22 protein-coding genes are annotated in these 20,999 nt (G+C 72.7%); 13 read left to right on the top strand and 9 right to left on the bottom strand.

Annotation, left to right across the window (positions count from 1 at the left end; all coding sequences use genetic code 11):
• Positions 1-29 precede the first annotated feature (29 nt).
• The 4 genes from AC060L_RS29860 (at position 30) to AC060L_RS29845 (ending at position 3,463) form a co-directional block, all read left to right on the top strand.
• Positions 30-1,001: a proline racemase family protein gene (locus AC060L_RS29860; RefSeq protein ID WP_483802068.1), complete on the top strand. Its 972-nt coding sequence runs from the start codon at positions 30-32 to the stop codon at positions 999-1,001.
• Positions 998-1,978 carry an ornithine cyclodeaminase family protein gene (locus tag AC060L_RS29855; RefSeq protein ID WP_483802067.1) on the top strand — a complete coding sequence of 327 codons (981 nt, stop codon included), beginning with the start codon at positions 998-1,000 and terminating at the stop codon, positions 1,976-1,978. Before AC060L_RS29860 ends, AC060L_RS29855 begins: the two co-directional genes overlap by 4 nt.
• Positions 1,979-2,050: 72 nt before the next feature.
• On the top strand, positions 2,051-2,764 hold the full coding sequence (locus AC060L_RS29850) for a GntR family transcriptional regulator (protein WP_483802066.1): 714 nt from the start codon (positions 2,051-2,053) through the stop codon (positions 2,762-2,764).
• A 102-nt stretch (positions 2,765-2,866) separates the two neighbouring features.
• Complete coding sequence (locus AC060L_RS29845; RefSeq protein WP_483802065.1) at positions 2,867-3,463, top strand: Uma2 family endonuclease; 597 nt, start codon at positions 2,867-2,869, stop codon at positions 3,461-3,463.
• Here AC060L_RS29845 and AC060L_RS29840 read toward each other — a convergent pair.
• Positions 3,446-4,162, bottom strand: a complete 717-nt coding sequence (locus AC060L_RS29840; RefSeq protein WP_483802064.1) for an ABC transporter ATP-binding protein — start codon at positions 4,160-4,162, stop codon at positions 3,446-3,448. The genes AC060L_RS29845 and AC060L_RS29840 overlap by 18 nt on opposite strands.
• Positions 4,159-5,232, bottom strand: coding sequence for an FtsX-like permease family protein (locus AC060L_RS29835; RefSeq protein ID WP_483802063.1), 1,074 nt, complete (start codon positions 5,230-5,232; stop codon positions 4,159-4,161). Before AC060L_RS29835 ends, AC060L_RS29840 begins: the two co-directional genes overlap by 4 nt.
• Positions 5,233-5,450: 218 nt before the next feature.
• Here AC060L_RS29835 and AC060L_RS29830 point away from each other — a divergent pair, with 218 nt between their 5' ends.
• Both AC060L_RS29830 and AC060L_RS29825 read left to right on the top strand, forming a co-directional pair.
• Complete coding sequence (locus AC060L_RS29830; RefSeq protein ID WP_483802062.1) at positions 5,451-6,764, top strand: sensor histidine kinase; 1,314 nt, start codon at positions 5,451-5,453, stop codon at positions 6,762-6,764.
• Positions 6,761-7,405, top strand: a complete 645-nt coding sequence (locus AC060L_RS29825; RefSeq protein WP_483802061.1) for a response regulator — start codon at positions 6,761-6,763, stop codon at positions 7,403-7,405. Before AC060L_RS29830 ends, AC060L_RS29825 begins: the two co-directional genes overlap by 4 nt.
• A gap of 26 nt (positions 7,406-7,431) precedes the next feature.
• On the opposite strand, the gene AC060L_RS29820 is transcribed toward AC060L_RS29825, so the two are convergent.
• Entirely contained in the window at positions 7,432-8,388 is a 957-nt protein-coding gene (locus AC060L_RS29820; RefSeq protein ID WP_483802060.1) for a hypothetical protein, read from the bottom strand.
• A 259-nt stretch (positions 8,389-8,647) separates the two neighbouring features.
• On the opposite strand from AC060L_RS29820, the gene AC060L_RS29815 reads away from it, so the two are divergent.
• The 3 genes from AC060L_RS29815 (at position 8,648) to AC060L_RS29805 (ending at position 10,450) form a co-directional block, all read left to right on the top strand.
• The gene (locus tag AC060L_RS29815) at positions 8,648-9,688 is read left to right on the top strand and encodes a nitronate monooxygenase (RefSeq protein ID WP_483802130.1); all 1,041 of its coding nucleotides are present in this window, start codon (positions 8,648-8,650) and stop codon (positions 9,686-9,688) included.
• Between the two features lie 130 nt (positions 9,689-9,818).
• Complete coding sequence (locus AC060L_RS29810; RefSeq protein ID WP_483802059.1) at positions 9,819-10,016, top strand: type II toxin-antitoxin system HicA family toxin; 198 nt, start codon at positions 9,819-9,821, stop codon at positions 10,014-10,016.
• A 77-nt stretch (positions 10,017-10,093) separates the two neighbouring features.
• A complete protein-coding gene (locus AC060L_RS29805) occupies positions 10,094-10,450 on the top strand; it encodes a hypothetical protein (RefSeq protein WP_483802058.1) in 357 nt (118 codons plus the stop codon).
• 76 nt (positions 10,451-10,526) lie between these two features.
• On the opposite strand, the gene AC060L_RS29800 is transcribed toward AC060L_RS29805, so the two are convergent.
• Complete coding sequence (locus AC060L_RS29800; protein ID WP_483802057.1) at positions 10,527-11,774, bottom strand: FAD-dependent oxidoreductase; 1,248 nt, start codon at positions 11,772-11,774, stop codon at positions 10,527-10,529.
• Between the two features lie 96 nt (positions 11,775-11,870).
• Here AC060L_RS29800 and AC060L_RS29795 point away from each other — a divergent pair, with 96 nt between their 5' ends.
• From AC060L_RS29795 to AC060L_RS29785, 3 genes are all read left to right on the top strand, one after another.
• The gene (locus tag AC060L_RS29795; RefSeq protein ID WP_483802056.1) at positions 11,871-12,497 is read left to right on the top strand and encodes a PadR family transcriptional regulator; all 627 of its coding nucleotides are present in this window, start codon (positions 11,871-11,873) and stop codon (positions 12,495-12,497) included.
• A 103-nt stretch (positions 12,498-12,600) separates the two neighbouring features.
• On the top strand, positions 12,601-14,262 hold the full coding sequence (locus tag AC060L_RS29790; protein ID WP_483802055.1) for an MFS transporter: 1,662 nt from the start codon (positions 12,601-12,603) through the stop codon (positions 14,260-14,262).
• Positions 14,259-14,924: a TetR family transcriptional regulator gene (locus AC060L_RS29785; RefSeq protein WP_483802054.1), complete on the top strand. Its 666-nt coding sequence runs from the start codon at positions 14,259-14,261 to the stop codon at positions 14,922-14,924. The genes AC060L_RS29790 and AC060L_RS29785 overlap by 4 nt, the downstream gene beginning before the upstream one ends.
• A 45-nt stretch (positions 14,925-14,969) precedes the next feature.
• Here AC060L_RS29785 and AC060L_RS29780 read toward each other — a convergent pair whose 3' ends face one another.
• Genes AC060L_RS29780 through AC060L_RS29770 form a run of 3 tightly spaced genes read right to left on the bottom strand, consistent with a single transcriptional unit; the run spans position 14,970 to position 17,744 of the window.
• Positions 14,970-15,851: an alpha/beta fold hydrolase gene (locus tag AC060L_RS29780; RefSeq protein ID WP_483802053.1), complete on the bottom strand. Its 882-nt coding sequence runs from the start codon at positions 15,849-15,851 to the stop codon at positions 14,970-14,972.
• 58 nt (positions 15,852-15,909) lie between these two features.
• Positions 15,910-16,833, bottom strand: coding sequence for an aldo/keto reductase (locus AC060L_RS29775; protein ID WP_483802052.1), 924 nt, complete (start codon positions 16,831-16,833; stop codon positions 15,910-15,912).
• A 20-nt stretch (positions 16,834-16,853) separates the two neighbouring features.
• Positions 16,854-17,744 carry an NAD-dependent epimerase/dehydratase family protein gene (locus AC060L_RS29770; protein WP_483802051.1) on the bottom strand — a complete coding sequence of 297 codons (891 nt, stop codon included), beginning with the start codon at positions 17,742-17,744 and terminating at the stop codon, positions 16,854-16,856.
• A 153-nt stretch (positions 17,745-17,897) separates the two neighbouring features.
• On the opposite strand from AC060L_RS29770, the gene AC060L_RS29765 reads away from it, so the two are divergent.
• Positions 17,898-18,839 (top strand): LysR family transcriptional regulator, encoded by a 942-nt coding sequence (locus AC060L_RS29765; RefSeq protein WP_483802050.1) that lies wholly within the window; start codon positions 17,898-17,900, stop codon positions 18,837-18,839.
• Positions 18,840-19,173: 334 nt separating this feature from the next.
• Here AC060L_RS29765 and AC060L_RS29760 read toward each other — a convergent pair whose 3' ends face one another.
• Together AC060L_RS29760 and AC060L_RS29755 are read right to left on the bottom strand one after the other, a co-directional pair.
• A complete protein-coding gene (locus AC060L_RS29760; protein WP_483802049.1) occupies positions 19,174-19,647 on the bottom strand; it encodes a DIP1984 family protein in 474 nt (157 codons plus the stop codon).
• A gap of 92 nt (positions 19,648-19,739) precedes the next feature.
• Positions 19,740-20,789 carry a C40 family peptidase gene (locus AC060L_RS29755; protein WP_483802048.1) on the bottom strand — a complete coding sequence of 350 codons (1,050 nt, stop codon included), beginning with the start codon at positions 20,787-20,789 and terminating at the stop codon, positions 19,740-19,742.
• Between the last annotated feature and the right edge of the window lie 210 nt (positions 20,790-20,999).

Below are 20,999 nucleotides of genomic sequence, written 5' to 3'. Positions count from 1 at the left end.
CCGTAGGTGGGGTCGGTGGTTTGGCCGGCGTGGTCAGCACCGTTGACTATCACACCGCCGGTGAGCCGTTCCGGATCGTGACCGGCGGCCTGCCGGTGGTGGCCGGGGACACCGTCGCCGAGCGCCGCGCGATCGCGCTCGGCGCCGGCGGCTCGGCCACCGCGCCGCGCCCGAGCCGGCTGGACACCGTGCGCCGGCTGCTCACCCACGAGCCGCGCGGGCACGCCGGGATGTACGGCGGCTTCGTCGTCCCGCCCGACGACAACGAGGCGCAGCTCGGCGTCCTCTTCTTCCACAAGGACGGCTACTCGACCGCCTGCGGCCACGGCACCATCGCGCTCGGCGCGTGGGCCGTGGACAGCGGCCTGGTCGCGGCCCCGGACGACGGCACGGCGCGGGTGCGCATCGACGTGCCGTCCGGCAGGGTCACCGCGGCGGTGCATCGCGCCGGCGGGCGCACCACCGCGGTGACCTTCCGCAACGTGCCGACCCGGGTGGTGGCCCGCAAGCTGGCGGTGGCCACCTCGCGCGGCACGCTGGAAGTCGATCTGGCCGACTCCGGCGCCTGTTACGCCTCGCTGGCCGTCCCCGCGGTCGAGCTCGGCACGCTGGCGGAGCTGACCGCGCTCGGCCGCGAGATCCGCGCCGCGCTGGTCGCGGAGTACGACCTGTACGGCGTGATCTTCCATCAGGAGCTGCCCGACACGCCGACCGGGCCGAACCAGCGCAACGTCACCGTCTTCGCGGACGGCCAGATCGACCGCTCGCCGTGCGGCTCCGGCACCTCCGCCCGGCTCGCGCTGCTGGCGGCGGACGGGCTGATCACGGCGGGGGACGAGCTGCGCCACGAGTCGGTGATCGGCACCGTCTTCACCGGACGGCTGGCCGGCGCGCACCCGGACGGGCTGATCACCGAGGTGACCGGCCAGGCGTTCCGCACCGGCGAGCACCGCTTCGAACTGGACGCGGCGGACGAGCTCGGAACGGGGTTCCTGCTGTGACCGAACTCCTCCCCGTGGACCTGTCGTTCCCGGCGGCCATCGAGGCGATCACGGCCGCGCTGCGCAGCGGGCTGGACCCGGAGAGCTGCCCGGCCCGCTCGAACGTCCCGGTGCCGGCCGGCGAACTGCTGCTGATGCCGGCCGCGGCGGACGGCTACGCGGGCGTCAAGATCGCCGGGGTCGCCCCGGCCAACGCCGACCGCGGCCTGCCCCGGATCACCGGCAGCTACCTGCTGCTGGACGGCGCCACGCTGCTCCCGCTCGCGCTGCTGGACGGCGCCGAGCTGACCACGCTGCGCACGCCCGCCGTCACGGCCGTCGCGCTGGACCGGCTGGCGGTGCCGCAGGCCGCGCACCTGGTGCTCTTCGGCACCGGCCCGCAGGCGTACGGGCACCTCGCGGCGGTGCGCGCGGTCCGGCCGCTGGAGCGGGTCACGGTGGTGGCCCGGCGCGCCGGGCCGGCCGAGCAGCTGGTCGAGCACGCGCGCGGGCTCGGCCTGGCCGCCGAGGCCGGCACGCCGGACGCGGTGGCCACCGCGGACCTGGTGGTCTGCTGCACCACCGCGACCGAACCGCTCTTCGACGGCGCCCTGCTGCCCGCGCACGCGGCGGTCGCCGCCGTCGGCTCGCACTCGCCGACCGGCCGCGAGGTGGACGGCGAGCTGGTGCGCCGCTCGGCCTGCTACGTGGAGGCGCGCGCGGTCGCGCTGCGCGAGGCGGGCGACCTGCTGCTCGCGCTGCCGCCGGAGGCTGCGGGGGAGTGGGTCAACCTCGCCGAACTGGTCACCGGGACGGGGAAGCCGGAGGTCTCGTTCGACCGGCCGCGGTTCTTCAAGAGCGTCGGCATGGCCTGGCAGGACCTCGCGGTGGCCGCCGAGATCCACCGGCGCCACCGGCTCCGCCAGGGCGCGCCGGGCTCCCCGGCGGATACCGGCGCCGCCGGGGGCATTCCCCTGACGGTGGGTCAGGGTGGATGATGGGGGATCCGCTACCAAGTGGAAGAAACGTGACATTGTACGCTGGTGCTCCGCACCCTCCGGAGGACCGCAGTGACCGAGTCGAAGCCCCGCCCTCTCATCTCCGTCCAGGAGCGCCTGCGTGACCAGGTCGCCCACGCGCTCCGGGCCGCGCTGATCTCCGGTGAGCTGCGCCCGGGCGTGGTCTACTCCGCACCGGCGCTCGCCGCCGACTTCGGCGTCTCGGCCACCCCGGTCCGTGAGGCGATGCTCGACCTGGCCCGCGAGGGCCTGGTCGAGGCGGTGCGCAACAAGGGCTTCCGGGTCACCGAGATGACCGAGCGCGACCTGGACGACTTCACCGAGATCCGCGCCCTGATCGAGGTCCCCACCGTCGGCCGGGTCACCCGCACCGCCGGCACCGAGCAGCTCGAAGCGCTGCGCCCGGTCGCCCAGCAGATCGTCGCGGCCGCGCGCCGGCACGACCTGATCGGCTACCTGGAAGCCGACCGCCAGTTCCACCTCACCCTGCTCGGCCTGGCCGGCAACGCCCACCTCGTCGAGGTCGTCGGCGACCTGCGCAAGCGCTCCCGCCTCTACGGCCTCACCCGCCTCGACCAGCGCGGCGAACTCGTCTCCTCCGCCGAGGAGCACCTGGAACTCCTCGACCTGATGGTCGCCGGCGACGCCGACGCGGCCGAGGCCTGCATGGCCCGCCACCTCGGCCACATCCGCTCCCTCTGGGCCGAGGGCCGCGAGGAGAGCGCCGAGGACGAGAAGCCGGCCCTGCGGCTCGGCACGCGGTAGGGGCCCGTTACCCGTTCGGGTGAAGGCCGCCGGTTCCGCTCGCGGGCGGGGACGGCGGCCTACGATGATGCCATCGATACCTGGCCCGACCGGAGGTCGCTGATGTCCGCCGCTGCCGTAGAGCACTCGTTCGGCTCGATGACCCTGCTCGAAGTCGCTGAGCAGTTCTCCCGGGAGCACGCGGGCTATCGCGTCGAGATCCTTGGGAGCCAGATCACCGTGACGCCCCCCGCCGACAGCTCACACGCCGATTCACTTACCGAGCTGATGATCCCGCTTCTGGCAGCCGGCCTGCAAGGTGCTGAGACCAAGGTTCACCAGGGAATCGGCGTCTGGCTCCCGGACGGTCCTTCGGACTATGCGATCCCGGACCTGGCCGTCGTCGATGCCGATGTCCGGGACCATCGCGTCAAGTACAACTGCTATGAGCCCGCGGTCTTCCGGCTGGTCGTCGAGGTGACCTCGTCCAACCTGAGCGACGATCTGCGCAAGAAGCCGTTCGCGTACGCGGCAGCCGGTATCCCGGTGTACGTGATCGTCGATCGGACCAGGCGCCGGGTCCTCGTTCTCACCGACCCGCGTGACGGCGAATACCGGGTCCAGGCGCCCTACCGTGCCGGCGAATCCTTCGCACTCCCCGACTCCATCGGTGCTTCGGTGAAGCTCGACGTGGACAGCCTGCTAGGCCCGGACGAGTAGCCGGCCGTCCACCATCTCCAGGACCCGGTCGACCCGTCCCAGTAGCTCGCGGTCGTGGGTGACCATCACGGTGGCCGTGCGGTGGAGCCGGGTGACCTCGGCGAGGAGGTCCACGATCTGGGCGCCGCGTTCGTGGTCGAGGGCCGAGGTGGGCTCGTCCACCAGGAGGACGGACGGGTCGCCGAAGAGGGCGCGGGCGATGTTCACCCGTTGGCGTTCGCCGCCGGAGAGCTGGTGGGGGCGGCGCTGTTGCTTGTCGGGGCCCAGGCCGACGGAGGCGAGGAGCTGCTCGGCGCGGGTGCGCTCGTCCCTGACCCGGCGGCCGCGGACGTCGGCGAGGACCAGGAGCTGCTCGACCGCCGTCAGGGAGGCGAGCAGGTTGGACTGCTGGAAGACGATCCCGAGGCGGTCCCGGCGCAGCGCGGTGCGCTCCCGGTCGCTCAGCGAGCCGGCGTCCTGGCCGTCTATCAGCACCTGGCCGCGGTCCGGGCGCAGCAGCGTGGCGGCGACCGCGAGCAGGCTGGACTTGCCGGAGCCGGACGGGCCGGCGACGGCGGTGAACTCGCCGGGGGCGACGGCGAGCGAGACGTCGTCGAGCGCGGTCAGGCGCTGCTCGCCGTCGGGATAGGTGAGGGTGACGCCGTGGAGGGCGAGGCCGGTGCGGGTCTGCGTGGGCGAGTGCGGGACGGTGCTGGTCATCGGTTGGCTCCCAGGGCGGCGATCGGATCGACGGAGGTGATGCGGCGCACCGCGAGCGCGGCGCCGACCAGGCCGAGCAGCACCATCACGACGACCGGTACGGCCACGCTGGCCACGCTCAGGTCGAACGGCACCCCGCCGGAGGCGATCGCGCCGCCGACCGCGCCGGCTGCCGCGCCCAGCAGCGCGCCGCCGAGCAGCACGGCGGCCGCCTGCGCGAGCGCGTCGCGCACCAGGTAGGCGCTGCTCGCGCCGACCGCCTTGAGGACGGCGATGTCGGGCTTGCGCTGCACCGTCCAGACGGTGAAGAACGCGCCGACGACCAGCGCGCTGACCGCGAACAGGAAGCCCTGGATCATCTGCAGGCTGCCCTGCTCGGCCGCGTAGCCGTCGATCCCGGCGAGCGCGTCGGCGAGCGGGACGGCCTTGGTGTTCTGCGCGCTGTCGAGCGTGCCGAGGTCGGCGCCGCCGGTGGTGCGGACGGCCAGCGCGGTCGGCTGGCTCTGGCCACCGACGGCCTGCCAGGTGGTGAGCGTGGTCCAGACGGTGGGGGCGTGCGCGTAGGAGCGCTCGGCGGTCAGGCCGGAGACGGTCAGCGTCTTCGGCCCTATCCGGACCTGCTGCCCGACGGCCAGGTGGTCGGCCGTGGCCGTGTCGGTGCCGATCACGACCTGGCCGTCCTGCGGGGCGCTGCCCGAGGCGAGCGGCGGCAGCAGCGCCGCGGAGCCGCCGAGCACGCTGACCGAGGCGGCCGCGCCGTCACCGGTCAGCCGGGTCATCGCGATGCCGAAGGGCTCGGCCGAGGCGATCCCGGGCGCGCCGGCCCAGGCGGCCTGCTGGCCGGCGGAGATGCTGCTGGAGCTGAACGAGACGCTCGGCGCGGCGCCGGCCGGTGCGCCGAAGACGATCCGGCCGGCGGGCAGCCCGTCGACCGTGGAGGACGCGGCCGAGGCCAGCCCGCCCGTCAGGCCGTACAGGAAGACCACCAGTGTGGTGATCATGGTGACCACGGCGCCCATCAGGGCGAAGCGGCCCCTGGCGAAGCGGATGTCACGCAGGGCGACGAACACGGGTCTGATGCTCCTGTCGGTGGGCTGTCGCCATGGACCCATCGGTCCTGGGGGTCCTGGGTCGGCGAGTACGTCTCCACTCTCCCGACCGGCGGGCCCGCAGCCATCGTGGAGACGTGTGCTTCCCGCCCCCATCGACCGGTGCACCCGCGAATACATCGAACGGTTGATGCCGCTCGGGGCCGATCCGCGCGGGACGGCCCGTACCCTCGGGAGGCGTGAGCCCGCACCGCGACCCCGAACCAGACGCCGAACACGACGGCCGGCCCGAGCCCGACCCCGAGCCCGCCGGTCATTCTGCGAGCACCCCCGCGCTGCGGCTGATGAACCTCGCCCTGCACGGGCTGTTCTTCACCCTTCTGGCCGTGCTGGGGATCCGCGGTGTGCTGAACGGATCGCTCGGCGCGGCCGGGCTGGCGACGGCGACGGCGCTCGGCGCGGTCTACCTGGGCGGCGGCCTGCTGCCCGCGGTCCGCGCCGACCGGCGCCGGGCCGGCGGCTGGCTGGTCCTGGTGACCGCGCTCTGGACCGGGCTCACGCTGCTCCACCCGGAGTTCTGCTACCTCGCCTTCCCGCTCTACTTCGCCTGCCTGCACCTGCTGCCGACCCGGATCGCGCTGCCCGCCGTGCTCGGCCTGACCGGGATCGTGGTCGCCGCCCAGGCGCACACCGAGGGCGGTCTGACCACTGCCAAGGTGCTCGGCCCGCTGGCCGGCCTGGCCGTCGCGCTGCTCACCGCCTACGGCTACGTCGCGCTCTACCGGGAGAGCCGCGGCCGGCAGCGGCTGATCGAGGACCTGGTGCGCACCCGCGACGAGCTGGCCGCCACCCAGCGCGAGGCCGGCCGGCTCGCCGAACGGCAGCGGCTGGCGAGGGAGATCCACGACACGCTCGCGCAGGGCCTGTCCAGCATCGTGCTGCTGGCCCGCTCGGCCGAGAGCGCGCTGCCCGCCGATCCGGCGACGGCCGCCGAGCGGATCAGGGAGGTCGGGCAGACCGCCGCCGAGAACCTCGCCGAGGCCCGTCGCTTCGTCCACGCGCTGACCCCGCCCGCGCTGGACGACACCACGCTGACCGAGGCGCTGCGCCGGCTCGCCGCCGGGCGCGGCGCGGCGTACCACCAGGACGGCGAGCCGTATCCGCTCCCGGTCGAGGCCGAGGTGGCGCTGCTGCGGCTGACCCAGGAGGCGCTGGGCAACGCGGTGCGGCACGCGGGCGCCCGGCGGATCGCCGTGACGCTGAGCTATCTGGATGACGAGGTGACCTTGGACGTGTTCGACGACGGCGTCGGTTTCGACGCCGCTGAGCGTGGTGGCACTGGTGGCGGTGATGGTGACGGCGGGTTCGGCCTGCACGGGATGCGCGAGCGGATCGCGGCGCTCGGCGGCAGCCTGACCGTGGAGTCGGCGCCCGGTGAGGGCACGGCGGTCGCGGTCTCGCTGCCGCTGCGTGCGATCGAGACGGCGGAGAGCGTGCTCAGCGAGCCGCTTGGTGCCGTCGGTGTGCAGCACGCGGAAGGGGCGGTCCGGTGATCCGGGTGCTGCTGGTCGACGACCACCCGGTGGTCCGCCGGGGCTTGCGCGCGATGGTGGACGACCTGCCCGAGCTGACCGCCGTCGGCGAGGCCGCCGACGGCGCGGCAGCGCTGCGCCTGCTCGACGAGCTCGCGCAGAGCGGTGCGCCGGGGCCGGACGTGGTGCTGATGGACCTTCAGATGGGCACCGGCATGCACGGCGTCGAGGCGACCCGGCGGATCACCGCCCGGCCGAGCCCGCCCGCGGTGCTGATCCTCACCACCTACAGCACCGACGCCGACATCCTCTCCGCCGTCGAGGCCGGGGCGACCGGCTACCTGCTCAAGGACGCCCCGCCGGAGGACTTGGTGGCGGCCGTGCAGGCGGCCTCCCGCGGTGAGACGGTGCTCGCCCCGCCGGTCGCCGCCCGGTTGCTGGGGCGGGTCCGGGCAGGGCGGCCGACGCTCTCGCCGCGGGAGGCCGAGATCCTGCAACTGCTGGCCGAGGGGCTGGCGAACCGGCAGATCTCCAAGCGGCTCTTCATCAGCGAGGCCACCGTCAAGACCCACCTGGTGCACATCTACGACAAGCTCGGCGTGGACAGCCGCACCTCCGCGATCGCGGCCGGCCTGAGCAGCGGACTGATCAGGCCGGCCTGAACGCGGCCGGCGGCTTCAGTGCGTGCTCAGCCCTTGGTGACGCACTTGTTCGCCGAGTTCGACCAGAGGCCCTGCAGGTCGAAGCTGCCGGTGCTGAGCGGGACGAAGGCGTCCATGTTCTCGCACTCGTCGCCTATCTCGCCGTTGGCGCCGTTCCAGCCGATGCTGGGCCAGAAGTCGGTCACCGTCTCGGCGTACTCATGCGTCTCGGTGGACTCGATGCCGGAGAGCGCCCGGCCGTCCGTCAGCGTGGTGCAGCCGTCGACGCCGGTGTCCGGGACGTACGGCAGGTTGGTGTAGGCGATCTTGCCGTAGCTCGCCGAGGTGGTGAAGTCGTGCCAGGCGCAGAAGCCGGAGCTCGGGAAGCCGTCCGGGTGGGTGCCGGTCGGCGAGAGGATCACGTACTGCGCGTTCAGGTTCGGCGCCTGGGTCTTGTTGCCGAAGTGCCCGGCCGCCTTGACCGCCTCGGCGGCGAGCTGCGCGGCGGTCGAGTTGGTCGGCGTGGCCGCCGCGTTGTCGAACCAGACGCCGGCCAGCGGGGTGCTGGTCGGGTGCTGGACGTGGGTGCCCTTGGTGCCACAGGTCGTGGTGCCCTTGGCGACGCCTTCGCAGTACTGGTCGAGGATGGTGCCCCAGGTGTCCTGGCTGCCGTACAGGCCCTTGAACATCGCCTGCATGTCGGGCGCGACCCCGGCCGGGTCGTTCTTCCACTGGGACCCCCAGAAGACCAGGTAGACCTTCGGGGTCGGTGAGACCACGCCCTGGCTGCCGCTGGAGTCGACCGCGAGGGTCGAGCCGCTGGCGGTGGTGGCGTTCGGCCGGGCCTGCGAGGCGCCGTGCAGCGGCTTCATGCCGAAGTGCGCGGAACCGGCGGAGGCCGGGGTGGCGGTCGCGGCGAACGCGGTCGCGGCCAGGGCGGCGACACCGGCCGTGGCGAGCGCGCGACGGCCGGTGTGGGAAAGCTGGTTACGGCGGATACGCATGTGGGAGCTCCCGAGCTGGAAGGGTCGCGGGGGTGAGGGAGGTGCGTGGTGCCGCGGGCTACCCAACCAGTTCGCTTCGGGAGCGTCTATACCTCGGACATGACAACCCGACAGAATTTACGGAGTTGTTTCGGGGGAGGGCGGGGGAGAGGGGGTGACGGATTCGAAAGTGACAGGTGGTCAGCAGACGTTCAGCAGACGGTCAGCAGACCGGGACCGTCGTTAGGGTGGGTCCGTGTTCACTCTCTCCGCACTCGCGATGCCGATCGTCGCCGCGCCGATGGCCGGCGGCGCCTCCACTCCCGAGCTGGTCGCGGCCGTGAACGCCGCCGGTGGCCTCGGCTTCCTCGCGGCCGGCTACCGGTCGGCCGCCCAGCTGCGCGAACAGCTGCTGCTGGTAAGGAACCTGACGGACCGGCCGTTCGGCGTCAACCTCTTCGTGCCGTCCGCGACCGACCTGTCCGCGACCGATCCGGCCGCGACCGATGCGGTGAAAGTCGGCCTGGCCGACTACCGGGCCAGGCTGCTGCCGGAGGCCGAGCGGCTGGGCGCCGTGCTGCCGGAGCGGATCGGGCCGGACGACGAGGACTGGGCCGCGAAGATCGCCGCCCTGCTCGCCGACCCGGTGCCGCTGGTCTCCTACACGTTCGGGCTGCCGACCCGTCAGGAGGCGGACGCACTGCGCGCGGTGGGCACCGCCCAGGTCGCCACCGTGACCAGCGCCGAGGAGGCCCGGGCGGCCGCCGATCTCGCCCTGGACGCGCTCTGCGTCCAGGGGCCGGAGGCGGGCGGGCACCGGGGCACCTACGCGGTCGCCGACGAGCCGGGCGACGCGCCGCTGCTGGAGCTGCTGCCGGCCGTCCGGGCCGCCGTCGACCTCCCGCTGATCGCGGCCGGCGGGCTCGGGGACGGCGCCCGGATCGCGGCCGCGCTGGCCGCCGGTGCGCAGGCCGTCCAACTCGGCACCGCGTTCCTGCTCGCGACGGAGGCCGGGACGTCCGCCGCGCACCGCGCGGCGCTCACCGACCCGGGCTTCACCGAGACCGTGCTGACCCGCGCGTTCACCGGGCGCACCGCGCGCGGCCTGCGCAACGCCTTCACCGACCGCTACGCGGGCCTGGCCCCGCACGCCTACCCCGAGGTGCACCACCTCACCGCGCCACTACGCGCGGCCGCCGCGCGCCGGGGCGACCTGCAGAGCCTGCACCTGTGGGCGGGCACGGCATGGCGCAGCACGCGACCGGGCCCGGCCGCCGAGATCGCCGCGCAGCTGTGGGCGGACGCGCAGGCGTGGCCGTAGCGACCTGTCGGCAGGGTCGGGGCACCGTTCCGTTCCCCCGGCGGCTCCGACCCAGCCTGCGGTACGATTAATCTAGGGGGCCTAGATGTGAGCATCAAGGCCCCCTAGATTAATGGTCATGGTAGCGGGAATGAAGCTCAGGGATCTGGTGCGCCTACTCAAAGCTCAGGGCTGCACGATCAAGTCCAATGCGGGCAGTCATACCAAATGGATCTGCCCGTGCGGCCAGCATCAGGCCAACATTCCCCGGCACATCATGGTCTCGCCCGGGGTGGTGGCCGACACTGCCAAGAAGCTCGCCTGCCTGCCGAAGGGTTGGATCAAGTGACTGACAAACCGACCACGTACGCCGTTGTCGCCAAGCGGTGGAGGCATGGCTGGGAGCTGCACATCGAGGGGGTCGGTGTGACCCAGTCCCGCACCCTGCTGGACGCCGAGCACATGGCCCGTGAATACATCGGGCTGGAGCTTGAGGTGCCGGAGGACTCCTTCAGTCTGGTCGTCAGCCCCGAGATCGGGGCCGGCGTAGATGGAGAGCTCCTTGACCTGCGCCAAGCCGACCGCGAGGCCGAAGCAGCCCAGCAACGTGCTGCTGCCAAGCGGCGCACCGTCGCAGGTCGGCTCAGGGAGCTCGGCCTCACCGGGAGGGAGATCGCCGCTGTCCTCGGCATCACGCCTCAGCGTGTCTCCCAGATCCTCGGCCAGCTCACCGAAGCCACCAAGAGTGCTGCTCACGCGATGAAGGGGCGCACCAACGCCTGAATCCGCGCGCAGATCGGGCCCGCCAGGGGGCGCCGTGTTGCGGGCGCGGGTGTAGTGGCTCGCTGTGGCGTGCGGCTCAGGCGCTCGTCGGCCGTATCGGAGCGGGATTGGTGCCGGTCACCGGGGTGGCCCAGGTGATCGGGTAGTCGAACATCCAGGCCGACTTTTCCGGCTTGGCCAGCTTTGCGAATGCGCGCAGCAGGAGGCCGTTCAGTACTCGTCCGACCGGGCCGGCTGCCTTGTTGCTGTTCTTCCGGGTGGTTTCCTTGATCACCCGCTCCACGCGTGGGCGGCGCAGCTGCTCGTACGCCGTGAACGCCTCGCGGTGTGGCAGGTCGCGCAGGCAGCGGGCGAGCTGGACGGCGCTCTCGATGGCGAGCGAGGCGCCCTGGCCGGAGCTGGAGGAGGGGGCGTGCGCGGAGTCGCCGACCAGGACCAGGCGGCCACGGCTCCAGTGCGGGACTGTCGGTATGTTCTCCATCGGGCCGACGATCGTCAGCTCGGCCGGATCGCTCGCCTCGATCAGCCGGGCGGCCGGGGTGCGGTCCTGGGCGAACGCGTTCCGCAGCAGCGGCAGCCAGTCGGTGGCCGGGGTCTGCTGGACCTCGGCCACCGTCATCGGTTCGGGGTGCGGCAGGTTGACGAACCAGACCGCTGACGACGTGTCAAAGACCTGATACCCGAAAAACGCCTGCTTGCCGAAGCTCATGTTCATCTTGCCCTCGGTCGGTGCCACCGGGGGCCGGTCCACCCGGGCGCCGAAGCTGATCAGGCCGGCGTACTGCGGGCCGGGCGCGGCCGGGTCGATCAGGGTGCGGACGGTGGAGCGGATGCCGTCCGCCCCGATCAGCACGTCGGCGCGGGCCTGTGTGCCGTCGGCGAACCGCGCGGTCACGCCGTCCTGGTCCTCCTCGACGGCGACCAGCCGTTTGCCGTGCTCGGTGCGGATGCCCCGGCGCGTCGCCTCGTCGTACAGCGCGCGGTAGAGCTCGGGCCGCCAGACGAACTGCATCGGCGGCACGCCGGGCGGGTTGCCGAACTCGGCGAGCGGCCGGCCGGCCCAGTCGTGGAGCACGATGCCGGTCATCGGGAGGCCGATCGGCCGCACCAGCCGGCCGACGTCGATCACGTCCAGCGCCGCGAATCCGTTGGGGGCGATGGTCAGGCCGCTGCCGACCCCGTCGGCGGTGCCCTGGTGGGCCTCGTAGACCGTGGCCTCGATCCCGGCCTTCTGCAGGGCCATGGCGGTGACCGGGCCGGCGATGCCGCCGCCGATGACGAGGGCGGTGCGGGTCGTGCTGCTCGTGTTGCTCGTGCTGTTCATGGTCGGGTCCTGTCTTCGGCGGCTTCGTGGTTGATTCGATAGTTGCACTGCAACTAGTTTTGAGTCAACTAGTCCGTTCGAAGCTAGGATCTGGGCATGGCCACGACTCACCGCAGCTCTCCGCTCGCCCTGACCGTCCTCTCGCTGCTGCACTACAAGCCGCTGCACCCGTACGGCGTGCAGCGGCTGATCAAGGACTGGGGCAAGGACCTGGTCATCAACGTGGGCCAGCGGGCCGGTCTGTACCGGACGATCGAGCGCCTCCAGGAGGCCGGGCTGGTCGCCGTCCGCGAGACCGAGCGCGACCAGGCGTACCCCGAGCGGACCGTCTACGAGGTCACCGAGGAGGGCCGGGCGGTCGCGCGCGAGTGGCTGATCGAGATGCTCGCCGAGCCGAAGGCGGAGTTCCCGCAGTTCCCGGCGGCGCTCTCGCACCTGCTCCTGCTGCTCCCGGAGGAGGTCCCGGATGTCCTGGAGCGGCGGCTGCGCGTGATGACCGGCAAGCTCGACGCCTTCGAGGCGATGCTGGCCGACAGCGCGGGTGGGGTACCCCGGGTCGCGATGCTGGAGGTCGAGTACCTGCGCGAGGTCACGGCGGCGGAGGTGCGCTGGCTGCGTGCGGTGATCGCGGACCTGCGGGAGGGGCGGCTGACCTGGTCGGTCGAGGAGCTGGTCAGCGCGTTCGCGGGCGGGGAGGCGGAGGTGGGGGAGGCGGGCGAGTGAGTAAGGGGCGGTGAGCGGGCGGAGGGCCCGGACAGCTGAATATTGACACTCGGCATCTTTTGAGAGCTACTGTCATTTGACACTATCTCTCAAGGGGGCTGCCATGCTCGCTGCTTCGAGTGCTACGACCGGTCCGGCCGGCCCTGCCGGCCCGACCGCTGTGAACCAACGGCGCTGGATCGCGTTGATCGCGGTCGCGCTGAGCGTGCTCGTCATCGGCTTCGACACCACGATCCTCAACGTGGCGCTGCCCACCATGGCTGATCAGCTGCACGCCTCCACCGGGCAGCAGCAGTGGATCGTCGACTCCTACACCGTGCTCTTCGCCGCCGTGATGCTGCCCGCCGGGCTGATCGGGGACCGCTTCGGGCGGCGCCGCACGCTGACCGTCGCGCTCGGGCTGTTCGGCCTCGCCTCCACCGTCGGACTCTTCGCCGACAGCCCCGGGACGGTGATCGCCGCCCGCGCCGCGATGGGCCTGGCCGGCGCGGCCGTGATGCCGATGGCGCTGGCGACCATCCCGGCGCTCTTCCCGGCCGGCGAGCAGCGCCGGGCCAACACGATCCTCTCCACGATGACGGCGCTGGGCGTGCCGTTCGGCCCGATCATCGGCGGGCTGCTGCTGCGGCACTTCTGGTGGGGGTCGATCTTCCTGATCAACGTGCCGATGGTGCTGATCGGCATGGTCGCCTGCACCCTGCTGCTCCCCGAGACCCGCGACCCCGCCGCGCCCCGGATCGACCTGCTCGCCTCGCTGCTGGCGGCGGGCGGTCTCGCCGGGCTGACGTACGGGATCATCGAGGGCGCCTCGCGCGGCTGGACCGACCCGCTGGTGGTGGCGGTGCTGGTCGGCTCGGTGCTCGCCGTCCTCGCCCTGGTACGGCGCAGCCGTCGGCAGCGGCACCCGATGCTCGACCTCGGCCTGCTCGCCGACCCGATGTTCCGCTGGTCGGCGGTGGCCGTCACGCTGGTCTCGGTCGTGCTGCTCGGCGCCTTCTTCGTGCTGCCGCCGTACTTCCAGAACGTGCTCGGCGCTGACGCGTTCGGCAGCGGGCTGCGGATCATGCCGATGATGCTCGGGCTGATGGTCGCGGCCAAGCTCGGCGAACGGCTGGTCGAGCGGACCGGCCCGCGCGCGGTCGTCACGGCCGGGCTCGCCCTGCTCGCCGCAGCCCTGCTGCTCGGCAGCCGCACCGGCCCGGCCGACGGCTACGGCTTCACCGCGATCTGGCTGCCGCTCTTCGGCGCGGGCCTGGGGCTGGTGCTGATCACGGCCACCGGATCGGCGCTGCTCGCGCTGCCGCCGGCGAAGGCCGGGGTCGGCTCGGGGATGATCCAGACGCTGCGCCAGGTCGGCGGGGCGATCGGCGTCGCGGCCTTCGGCAGCGTGCTCGCCGCGGGCTACCGGTCCCACCTGACGACGGTGGACCTGCCGGCCGGCGCGGCGGCCACCGCCCGGCAGTCGGTGACCGCTGCGGATGCGGTCGCCGCGAAGCTCGGCAGCCCCGGCCTCGCCGGGACGGCGCACGCCGCGTACGTCCACGGCATGGACACGGTGCTGCTGGTGGCCGGGGTGGTGGCGATCCTCTCCGCCGTGCTGGTCGCCGCCCGGATGCCGCACCTGCCCGGTGCGGCGGGATCGACGCGGTCGGCGGACGTGGGCGATGCGGCGGACGTGGCCGATGGCGTGGCTGCGGCGGATGTGACCGATGCGGTGGGCCCGGTGGTGGTGGATCACGCCGGTCGCGGAGAATCGGTCGTATGACCAGAGCTCGCAGCACAACGGACGCCTCCGCCACATCCGCCGCCTCGGTGGCGGAGCTGATCGAGGCGCCGTTGTCGCTGCGCGAGCGCAAGAAGCTGAAGACCCGCCAGACCCTGCGCCACGAGGCCTTCCGGCTCATCGCGGAACAGGGCTACGACGCCACCACGGTCGACCAGATCGCCGCCGCCGCCGAGGTCTCCCCGTCCACCTTCTTCCGCTACTTCGCGACGAAGGAGGACCTGATCCTCACCGACGAGTACGACGCGGTGATGATCGCGGGCCTGCGCGCCCGCCCTGCGGACGAGCCGTTCCTGACCTCGTGTCGTACGGTCCTCGTCGGCCTGGTGCGCCGGATCCAGCAGGAGGACCGCGAGGAGTTGCTGGCCCGGATGCGACTCGCCGCCGACGTCCCCGCACTGCGGGCCAGGATGTCCGACACCGCCGGGGTGCGGAAGCTGCTGCTCGACCTGATGACCGAGCGGGCCGGCCTGGCGGCGCCCACGCTGGAACTGCGGGTCGGCGCCGCCGCGTTGGCCGCCACGATGACGGAGACCTCGCTGTACTGGGCCGACTCCGAGGGGCGGGACGATCTCGCCGAGCTGCTCGACCAGGCGCTCGCCGTCCTGCAGCGCGGCCTGGCGGCTCACGGAGAGGGCGTCTAGCGTTCGGGTAGCGGGCGGCCCCGAAGAGATCGGCGCGGGCAGCCGTCAGCCGGTGTGCTTCGCGAGGGCGTCGATGAGCTCGGGCCAGAGTGCGCGGGGGCGGTCGTGACCCATGTCCGGGAGCAGCATGAGCTTCGCTCCGGGCACGAGTTCGGCGGTGCGCTCCCCGCCACTCGGGTCGATCAGGGTGTCGTCCAGGCCGTGGATCACCAGGGTCGGCACCGTGAGCTCGCGGAGCGCGTCCGCCCGTGAGCCGCCGAGGACCAGCGCGCCGAGCTGGCGGCCGGCTCCGGCCGGGTAGTACGCGCGGTCGTAGCTCGCGGCGGCCAGCTCGCGCAGGACGGCGGCGTCGCCGTAGCGCTTGGAGGCCCAGATCAGCTCCTGCTCGGCCGCCGCGATGTAGCCCTCGCGGTCGGTCGGCTTCGGAGCCGAGACCACCGCCAGGGCCTCGGGAGTGGACCGGCCATACTCGGGTTCGCCGGTGGCGGACATCATCGAGGTCAGCGTCAGCAGCCGCTCGGGCCGGGCGATGGCCATCGTCTGGGCGATCGCCCCGCCCATCGAGGAGCCGACCACGTGAGCGCGATCGATGCCGAGGGCGGTGAGCAGGCCGAGGCCGTCGTCGGCCATGTCCTGGAGCGTGTAGGGGATCATGGCGAGCGCGGCGGCGATGTCTCCCGAGCCGATGGTGGTGAAGAACCGGCCGGTGTCGACGGGGTGGTCGTCGAACTTGGTGGAGAGCCCGCAGTCGCGATTGTCGTACCGGATCACATAGCGGCCGCGAGCGGCGAGTTCGCGGCAGAGGTCCTCGTGCCAGCCGAGCAGCTGAGCGCCGAGGCCCATCACGAGCAGGACGGGCGGGTCGGCGGGGTCGCCGAAGGTCTCGTACGCGATGGACACTCCGGGCGAGACTTCAACGATCGGCATGCGCGGATTCTCCCAGTACCGGCCGCCGCAGCGCACCCCGATTCTGATGGGGCTGGTTTCAGGCGGGCGCGGCAGGGTTTCGGCCGGGCGCGGCACCGTCCAGCAGGTGCAGCTCGGCCGGCGACAGGGCCAGCCCGGCCGCCGCGGCCGAATCGCGGATGGAGGCCGGCCGGCGGGCGCCCGGGATCGGGATCACGACGGGGGACTGGGCGAGATGCCAGGCCAGGCAGACCTGTTGTGGGCTGACGCCGTGGATCCGGGCGAGGTCGTGGAACGGTGTCTGCGGCGGTGGTACGGCCGTTCCCGGATCATCGACGGCGCTGAGCGAGATCCCGCCGAGCGGGCTCCACGGCAGGAAGGCCAGACCGAGCTCGGCGCAGAGGTCGAGGGTGTCCCGGGTGGACTGGTGGGCAGGGGAGAAGCGGTTCTGGACCGAGACCAGACATGGGCCGAGGATCTCCCGCGCGGTGCGGATCTGCTCGCGGTCCACGTTGGAGAGTCCGACCATCCGGATCGTGCCGGCGTCGGCCAGCTCCCGCAGCGCGCCGACCGAGTCGCTGAAGGGGACGGCCGGGTCGGGCTTGTGCAGCTGGTAGAGGTCGATGGTGGCCACGCCGAGCCGGGTGGCCGAGGCCTCGGCCGCGCGGCGCAGGTGCTGCGGGTGGCCGTTGACCGTCCAGGACCCGTCGCCGGGCCGGCCCCGGCCGCCCTTGGTCGCCACCAGGACCTCGGCCGCGCCGCTGCCGTAGGCGGCCAGTGCGCGGGTGATCAGCCGTTCGTTGTGGCCGAGTTCGTCGGCGTGCCAGTGGTAGGAGTCGGCGGTGTCGATCAGTCGCACGCCCGCGTCCAGTGCGGCGTGGATCGTGGCGATCGCCTGGGCCTCGTCCGGGCGGCCCTCGACCGAGAGCGGCATCGCGCCGAGGCCGATGGCGCCCACCGGGATGCCGCCGATGGTGCGCGGCGTGGTCGCAGCTGTCGGCATCCTCATCGTCATCCCTGTCATCATCCTCGGGCCTCCTTGACGACCAGCGGCAGCCAGTCGGCGACCGAGGAGAACCGGAAGCCCAGGCCGGTCGCCCGGCCGGTGTCCATGGCGTAGCAGTCGGCGAAGGAGAACGGTGAGACTGCGCTGTCGGTCGTGGTGAGCAGCACCGGGTCGGTGCCGGTGGCGTGGCCGATCGCCGCGCACAGCTCGCGCGCGTCCAGCGTGCCGTGCGAGGCCGCGTTGACGGGTCCGGTGAAGTCCGCCGAGGCGGCCCAGGCCAGGAAGCGGGCGATCTCCGGCTCGTGGATGAAGGAGGCGGGCTGCGGTGCGGCGTGGACCAGCACCGGCAGCCCGCGCTCGATCCGTTCGACGTAGTGCGCGAGGCGCCCGGTGAAGTCCGCGCCGCCGAGCACGTGCGCCGTGCGGACGGTGGCCACCTCGAAGGGTGCCTGCCGGGTGAGCAGCGCCTCCGCCTGGCGCTTGCCCTCGCCGTAGTGGTCCGAGCGGAACAGCTGGTCCGCCCAGGGGAGTTCGAGGTCCACCGGCCAGGTCGAGGGATCCACGGCGCCCTCCGCGAGGGGTGCCCCGCCCGGCCGGCCGAGCTCGGCGTAGACCTCGGTCGTCGAGGTCAGCACGTAGCGCCGGGTGCGGCCGGCGAAGACCCGGGCGGCGATGGCGGCTTGGAGCGGCGAGTAGCAGACCTGGTCGATCACGACGTCGAAGGAGCGGTCGGTGAGCGCGGCGCGCAGCGCGGCTTCGTCGTCGCGGTCGGCGCGCAGGTGGGTCACGCCCGTCGGTACGGGCGAGGAGCCGCGGTTGACGACGGTCACCGCCGCGCCCGCGTCCGACAGTTCCCCGATCAGTCGCCGCCCGAAATGGCGGCTTCCGCCGATCACGCACACGTCCATGCCGTGGCCCCTCTCCCGAATCTTCCGAATCCCGTTTCCGGCCGGTTCGCCGGCTGGTCCGCCGGCTGGTCCGCCGGCGTCTCGGGATCAGTCTGTTCGGCCGTGATCATTATCGGTAGTGTCGATCAGGGAGCCTCGTCATTAGGAGAACTGTTGATCGACGTCCAGCGGCTGGCGGTGCTGCGCGAGGTGGCCCAGCACGGCAGCTTCAACCAGGCGGCCCTGGTGCTGCACTGCACGCCTTCGGCCGTCTCGCAGCAGATCGCCGCGCTGGAGCGGAGCCTCGGCGCGCCCGCGGTCGAACGCTCCACGCGCGGCGTCACGCTGACGGACGCGGGCCGCCTGCTGGTGGAGGCCGCGGATGCGATCGCCGCCGAACTGGCCGACACCCAGCAGCGGATCGACCGGCTGGGCACCGAGCGCGCCGTGCTCACGATCGCCACCTTCGCGAGCGGCGGCAGGCGGCTGCTGCCCGCCGCGCTGGCCGGGTTCGGCGCCGACCACCCGGAGGTCGAGCTGACGATCCTGGAGGCTGAACCGGAGGAGAGCCTGCCCGCCGTCCGTGAGGGACGGGCCGACCTCGCGCTCGCCTACCACCTCGACGGCCCGCCGCCCGCGCGGCCCGGCGACCGCTCCGGCCTGGACTGGACGCCGCTCGGCGCCGACCCGCTGCGGCTCGTGCTGCCCCGCCGTCACCCCGCCGCCGACCGCTACCGGGACCGGCCCGAGCCGCTGCGGCTGGCCGAACTCGCCGACCAGCGCTGGATCCTGGGCTGCCGCAAGTCCGCCGGCCAGCTGGCCCGGCACGCCGAACTGGCGGGCGTGGAGCTGCGGATCGCGTGCACGGCGACGGACTACGAGTTCGCGCAGTCGCTCGTCCGCGCCGGTGTCGGCATCGCCCTGATCCCCGAGATCGGCCTGCTCCCCGAGCTCGGCTTGCTCCCCGAGAACGCCCTGGGCCGGCACCCGGAGCTGGTCGCGTTGCCGCTCGCGGAGCCGAGTCCGCGCCGTCACTTGGGCCTGGCCCTCGCCCGCCGCCGTCGCGGGCCGGTGGCCCGGCTGGCCGAGGAGCTGGCGGCCCGGCTCGTCGGCTGACTTCCGGAGTGGCTCGGAGGTGGATCGGGGGTGGAATGGTGCGAGGGCCGTGCTGGTGTGCACGGCCCTCGCACCGGGTGTGGGGCGCCCCGTTCCCGCCCTCGTCGTCCGGATCTGCACGTGGTGGTGAGCTGTGCGGTGTGCTCTGTCACCTGTACGCGATGCTGAGCTGCATTTTATCGGTGGGGACTCGAACCCCGTGCGTTGCTCTTCACGCGCCAGTGGTCGGATAAACCGCCGACCGCGGTGTGTGCACGCCTCCGTGACGACTACCTGCTTCCCACACCCGGCTTGTGGGGTCAGCCCTGACAGCCCTGCCAGTTCTGACAGTCTGTCAGTCCTCGATGAGGTCGATCTCCCAGTTGCTGCGCTGGATCAGCGTGTCCACCTCGCGGATCTCCTTGGCCAGGAGGTCCGCCTGGGCGCGGAGCTCGGCGACCGGCAGGGCGGAGATGATCCTGAGTTCGGACCGCAACTGCCGTACGCCTCCGCGCTGGTCGCGTCCGGAGGCGGCGTCGGCGGCCGCGGTGATCACCGAGTGGCGCAGCCGCAGGACGTCCCGGCGGGCGAGGGCGTCGGTGAGTGTGCCGCCGCCCTCGATGACCGCGGTGGAGTTGGTCCGGTTGATCTGACGGATCAGCCGCTCCAGCTCGTCCAGCACCTCTGTGGCCTGGTCCAGGACCTCCGCCGCGTTCTCGGCCGGCTCCTCGCCCTCCTGGTAGCGGGCGCTGCCGACGGCACGCGCCTTCAGCTGCTCCACCCGCCGCACCGCAGCCGCGCGCTGCGCGAGCGCTTCAGCCAGTTTCACCGTGCCATCACCTCTGCCGTCCTCATGATCGTCCGGTAAGTATGCACGTCGCTGCCGGACGGCTGACGACCGAGGGCGCGGTGAGCGGGCCGTCAGATCCGGCGGATGGTGGCGATGGGGAGCGCGTTGGCCGGCATGATCCGCACGTCGGCGCCGGCGTGCGGGGCGTGCACCACCTCGCCGTTGCCGATGTACATGCCCACGTGGCCCTCGGGGCCGTCCTCAGCGTTGTAGATCACCAGGTCGCCGGGCTGGGCTGCGGCGAGGCCCGGCACCGAGGAGCCGACCGTGGCCTGCTCCTCGGAGGTGCGCGGCAGCTGGATGCCGGCCTGCTCGTAGGCCCACATCATCAGGCCCGAGCAGTCGAACGTGGTCGGGCCGGTGGCGCCCCAGAGATAGGGGTCGCCGATCCGGCTGAGCGCGGCCTGGAGCGCGGTGCCCGCCTGGCCGGAGGCCGGCGGCAGGGCCGCGAGGTCGGCTCGGGTGCTGCTGCGGGAGACCTCGCCGCCGTCGGCCTGCTGCTGGGCCGCCAGCACCGCGGCCCGCTGCCTCGCGGTGAGCGAGTTGAGCAGCGACTGCGACTGCTGGAGCTTGGCCTGCACCTGCGCCTTGGCGCCGTTCAGCGTGGCGGTGGTGGAGTCCAGCTCGGCGAGCGTGGCGGTGGCGTCCTGCTTCTGCTGGTTCAGGCTGCGGATCGCCTGCTGCAGGCCCTTCAGCTCCTCGGACTCGCTGATGTCGGCCTGCTCCTGGGAGGAGGCCTGGTCGAGGTAGCCGGACGGGCTGGCGCTGAGCATCAGCTGCACCGACGGGTCGAGCCCGTCCTGCATGTACTGCTGACCGGCCACCGAGGCCAGCCCCTGCTCCAGCTGGTCCACCCGCTCCTGGGAGCGGGCCACCTCGTCCTGGAGCTGGGAGGCCTGCTGGCGCAGCACGTTCGCCTTCTCCTGCGCGCCGTCGTACTGCTCGGTGGCCTTCTCCGCCTGCGCGTTGAGGCCGTCGATCTGCGTCTTCACGTCATTGGTGGACGGCTGCGGATCGGCCCACGCGCCCTGCGCGGAGAGGGCGACGGTGGCTGCTGCGGCGGCGGTGAGCACGACGACCCGGGCATGACTCGGCTGCTTCGGTCGGCGGTGGTTCGCCACGGCGGCTCCATTCTTCCCGAGGGTCGCTCGGTCGAATGAGTCGGACCGGACGAAGGCATGACGTCAGACCATATACCGCTTGTCTTAGCTTGAAATTAAAGGTCGCCCCTTGGCTGTGTAGCCGAGGGGCTGTCCCTTATGTGTTGAGTTTTGCCGACGGGGTGGCGGGGTGCGGGGCTGCTGGTGCGGCCGCGAGGGCGGCCGGGGCCG

Source organism: Kitasatospora sp. NEAU-69 (genome assembly GCF_057158765.1).
Note: the sequence above shows the minus strand (reverse complement) of the source record. Positions and strands in the feature narration are given on the sequence as shown.

Coding starts and splice junctions, on each gene's coding strand:
- AC060L_RS29800 (WP_483802057.1), bottom strand. CDS start 11,774: ATGAACAGCACGAGCAACACGAGCAGCACGACCCGCACCGCCCTCGTC.
- AC060L_RS29845 (WP_483802065.1), top strand. CDS start 2,867: ATGTCCGCCGCTGCCGTAGAGCACTCGTTCGGCTCGATGACCCTGCTC.
- AC060L_RS29780 (WP_483802053.1), bottom strand. CDS start 15,851: ATGCCGATCGTTGAAGTCTCGCCCGGAGTGTCCATCGCGTACGAGACC.
- AC060L_RS29815 (WP_483802130.1), top strand. CDS start 8,648: ATGCCGATCGTCGCCGCGCCGATGGCCGGCGGCGCCTCCACTCCCGAG.
- AC060L_RS29795 (WP_483802056.1), top strand. CDS start 11,871: ATGGCCACGACTCACCGCAGCTCTCCGCTCGCCCTGACCGTCCTCTCG.
- AC060L_RS29820 (WP_483802060.1), bottom strand. CDS start 8,388: ATGCGTATCCGCCGTAACCAGCTTTCCCACACCGGCCGTCGCGCGCTC.
- AC060L_RS29810 (WP_483802059.1), top strand. CDS start 9,819: ATGAAGCTCAGGGATCTGGTGCGCCTACTCAAAGCTCAGGGCTGCACG.
- AC060L_RS29785 (WP_483802054.1), top strand. CDS start 14,259: ATGACCAGAGCTCGCAGCACAACGGACGCCTCCGCCACATCCGCCGCC.
- AC060L_RS29770 (WP_483802051.1), bottom strand. CDS start 17,744: ATGGACGTGTGCGTGATCGGCGGAAGCCGCCATTTCGGGCGGCGACTG.
- AC060L_RS29775 (WP_483802052.1), bottom strand. CDS start 16,833: ATGCCGACAGCTGCGACCACGCCGCGCACCATCGGCGGCATCCCGGTG.
- AC060L_RS29790 (WP_483802055.1), top strand. CDS start 12,601: ATGCTCGCTGCTTCGAGTGCTACGACCGGTCCGGCCGGCCCTGCCGGC.
- AC060L_RS29840 (WP_483802064.1), bottom strand. CDS start 4,162: ATGACCAGCACCGTCCCGCACTCGCCCACGCAGACCCGCACCGGCCTC.